This is a genomic window from Bradyrhizobium sp., from assembly GCF_049586575.1.
Taxonomy (GTDB): domain Bacteria; phylum Pseudomonadota; class Alphaproteobacteria; order Rhizobiales; family Xanthobacteraceae; genus Bradyrhizobium.
On sequence record NZ_JBAVCF010000335.1, the window covers coordinates 1 to 3,188 of the forward strand.

3 protein-coding genes and 1 pseudogene are annotated in these 3,188 nt (G+C 58.6%); 3 read left to right on the plus strand and 1 reads right to left on the minus strand.

Annotation, left to right across the window (positions count from 1 at the left end; all coding sequences use genetic code 11):
- Positions 1 to 50: 50 nt before the first annotated feature.
- Positions 51 to 605, plus strand: a pseudogene (locus tag WB528_RS13110) (IS630 family transposase); the annotation flags it as partial.
- 237 nt (positions 606 to 842) lie between these two features.
- Here the strand turns inward: WB528_RS13110 and hisE are convergent.
- Positions 843 to 1,304: a phosphoribosyl-ATP diphosphatase gene (gene hisE / locus WB528_RS13115; protein WP_423888840.1), complete on the minus strand. Its 462-nt coding sequence runs from the start codon at positions 1,302 to 1,304 to the stop codon at positions 843 to 845.
- A gap of 515 nt (positions 1,305 to 1,819) precedes the next feature.
- Here hisE and WB528_RS13120 point away from each other — a divergent pair.
- On the plus strand, positions 1,820 to 2,767 hold the full coding sequence (locus WB528_RS13120; protein WP_423888841.1) for a Bug family tripartite tricarboxylate transporter substrate binding protein: 948 nt from the start codon (positions 1,820 to 1,822) through the stop codon (positions 2,765 to 2,767).
- A 96-nt stretch (positions 2,768 to 2,863) separates the two neighbouring features.
- The gene (locus tag WB528_RS13125; protein WP_423888842.1) at positions 2,864 to 3,094 is read left to right on the plus strand and encodes a GDCCVxC domain-containing (seleno)protein; all 231 of its coding nucleotides are present in this window, start codon (positions 2,864 to 2,866) and stop codon (positions 3,092 to 3,094) included.
- Positions 3,095 to 3,188 lie beyond the last annotated feature (94 nt).

Here is a 3,188-nt window from a genome sequence, read left to right on the forward strand (position 1 = left end):
GACCTCGCGGCACAGAATGCTTTTAAAAAACCCGCTTTCCTGATGCTGTAAGGAAGGCGCGGCGGGCCGCCGCTCGGCGTGGGCGGCGGCTGCGCATCATGTTTGCCGATGAAGCACGCTTCGGCCGCATGAACCGCATCCGGCCCTGCTGGGCGCCGCTCGGCACGCGGCCCGCAGTGGCCGCGCAGCTGATCCGCCAATACATCTATCTCTACGGCGCGGTCTCGCCCAAGGACGGCACTTGCGTCTACTTGATCATGCCGACCTCGAATACGGCAAGCTTCCAGGCCTTCCTCCAAGTGCTGGCGCGCAGGTTCGCCCGGCAAGACATCCTGCTGGTTCTCGATGGCGCGCCCAACCATCGCTGTGGCGCCCTTGCCGTTCCACGCAATATCAGGCTCCTGTATCTTCCGCCCTATTCACCGGAGCTCAATCCGAAAGAAAATCTCTGGGATGAAATCCGCGAAAAAATCTTCAAAAACTTTGCCCTTAAATCCATGGACGCCGTGCGCGCCAAGCTCAAGCAGGCCATCCTCTATCTCGAACGAAATCCAACACTCGTTCGCTCCATCACCTCCTTCCCCTATATCGTCAGCTCACTCTGATGTAGAAGTGGTATAACGTTGGCGTAGAAACGGTGGAACGGGATAGCGGAAAAATAGAAAACCCCAGCTCGCAAGCGAGGCTGGGGTTCATTGGTCGAGCACGGGGTCGGGGGGGCGACTGTGTGCCGATCAACACAGAGCAAAGTACTCCCCTATTTCGGACGGGCCGAATTACAAATCGGTAATGGCCAACTGACAAAGCGTCGCAGGGTTGAACGTATTAGAAAAGACGTACACCTACCCTGCGGAAGCTGCCTTTTGCTGCGCTCGCTTTGTCTCCAAATGGGAACGGGGTTTCGGAATCTTCTCGGCGATACCCAACGCGTCGGCACGGCGACGCATTTCAGCCCAGATATCGTCCGGAGCGATACCCGCACGACGCCAGAGCACAGTAAGGTGATAAAGTAGATCGGCGCTTTCGCGTACGACTCCTTGGTTCCTGCGCTTGACGGCTTCAAGCGCAACCTCTCCAGCTTCCTCGATCACCTTTTGCGCCACCTTCCGGGTACTCGACGCGAGCAGCCGCGCCGTACGCGGATAACGCTCCGGTGTCACCGTTTGCAGTGCTTCGTACAGCCGGTCGATTTCGGCATCGCCTGGGTGTACATTGCTCAGAGCGAGAGGTGAAAGCGAAATCTCAGCGGGGGGAACAAGCACCGCGTGCGCTGCGACCGGATTCTTTGCGGGTTTTGCGATCATCGCTCATCTCCGTTTCCGCGTGTGGCGGTTAGCGGGTGAGCGTTGGGAAGAGATCGCTAGCGGGGGTCTCTTGCCATCGCGCAGCGTCCGCCGCGCACCATCGTCATATCTGACGGTGAGGCCGCCACGACAGATGTCGTGGAAACGTCACCGAAGGTGGTACTGCCCATGGTGGTCCGTTGCTGTTCGTAAACCGTTCGACGCATTCTTAAGCGGCCCGCGCGACATAGGCTCCTATTCCCAATGGGTCAAGGGGATCATTGGGTATTCATGGCCGGCCGACGGGTTCCAGACGCCCGCTGTTATTGCTCAGTTGAGGTCGCTTGGGAGGTGGAGGTAGCATCGGTCGATGATGCATCGTCGATGGGGACGATCGAAGGGGGCTTCGGTGATGACAGTGCAGGAGCATGCGCTCACCTGGTACGGCGGGCCGTATGATCCGGATGATATTGACGAGGAAAAAATCGTCCTCGGGCGCAATGGTGGGAAGACGAATGGCAATAAATCGAAGACGGATGTTAGCAGGCGTTGCTGGCACGGCCGCGGCTCCGGTCCTCCCCGCTGTCGGGTTTGGGCTGGATTATCCGACCCGACCGGTGCGGATCGTTGTAGGCTTCGCGCCGGGCGGCGTGCCGGACCTGGTTGGACGGCTGATCGGCCAATGGCTCGCGGAGCAGCTAGGCAAGCCGTTTATCACTGAGAATCACCCCGGCGCCGCAAGCAATCTAGCGCTTCAGGACGTGGCAAAGGCCGCGGCCGATGGCTACACGCTGTTCGAGGTGTCGGTTGCGAATGCGATAAACGCAAGCATCTATCAGAGCGCGAACGTCGAACGTGACATTGCCCCAATCGCCAGCATCGCCAGCGCAGCTTTTGTGATTGTTGCTGCTGGTTCGTCCGATGCGCAATCGATCCCAGCGCTTATTGGCAATGCCAAATCCCATCCCGGAAAACTAAATTTCGGTTCTTCACCGACCGGAACGCCGCCGTTTTTGGCCGTATCGCTGTTTAAGAAGATGGCGAATGTCGATTTTGTGCAGGTGCCGTTCCGTAACTCGGTGCAGGCCGTGGAAGAATTGCTTGCAGATCGGCTTGATGTCGCGATCTCCGACATGTCAGCGATCGAATACGTGAAAGCGGGAAAGCTACGAGCGCTTGCCGTCACCACCGCCGCACGCCAGAAAGCGATTCCCGAGGTACCGAGCTTGGCCGAATTTCTCCCTGGTTATGAAGCGACCACTTGGTACGGTCTTGGCGCCGCCCCGAACACGCCTCCTCAAATCATCACGCTACTCGGTGCGGCAGTGGACAAGGCTCTGCGGGATCCCGCGCATGTGAGCCATTTGGCGGCCCTCGGGCTGACCGTCGCCGTACGTTCCCCGGCGGAGTTTAGAACATTCATCGCCGACGAGGTGAAGAAGTGGGGCGAGATCATCAAAACGGCCAACATCAAGCCGCAGTGAGTACAATTCGCGATGCCGAGCGGCAGGTGCAAAGCTCACTAATGCCGTGAAGATGGCTCGCGGAAGTGGGGCGTGCGGCAAGCGAGAAAATAGGCCGTGATCTATCAATCGATCATTACATGTCCGAATTGCGGAGCCGCAAAGACGGAGACGATGCCGGACGATGCCTGTCAGGTTCTGTATGAGTGCACTAGCTGCGGAGCGAGGCTGCGGCCGAAAGCAGGCGATTGCTGCGTGTTTTGTTCCTACGGCTCGGTCCCTTGTCCACCGATTCAGGCGGAGCGTAGCGGGAAGCCGGACAATGTGGTCTGCGGTCGCGATCATTGATGTCACCCTCGCCGTTATTTTTTTCGCGTCGGTTGGCTTTGGCGGGGCTGATTGGCTGAGAAACGGCGGAACGGGAGGCGGAATAAGAGAAAAC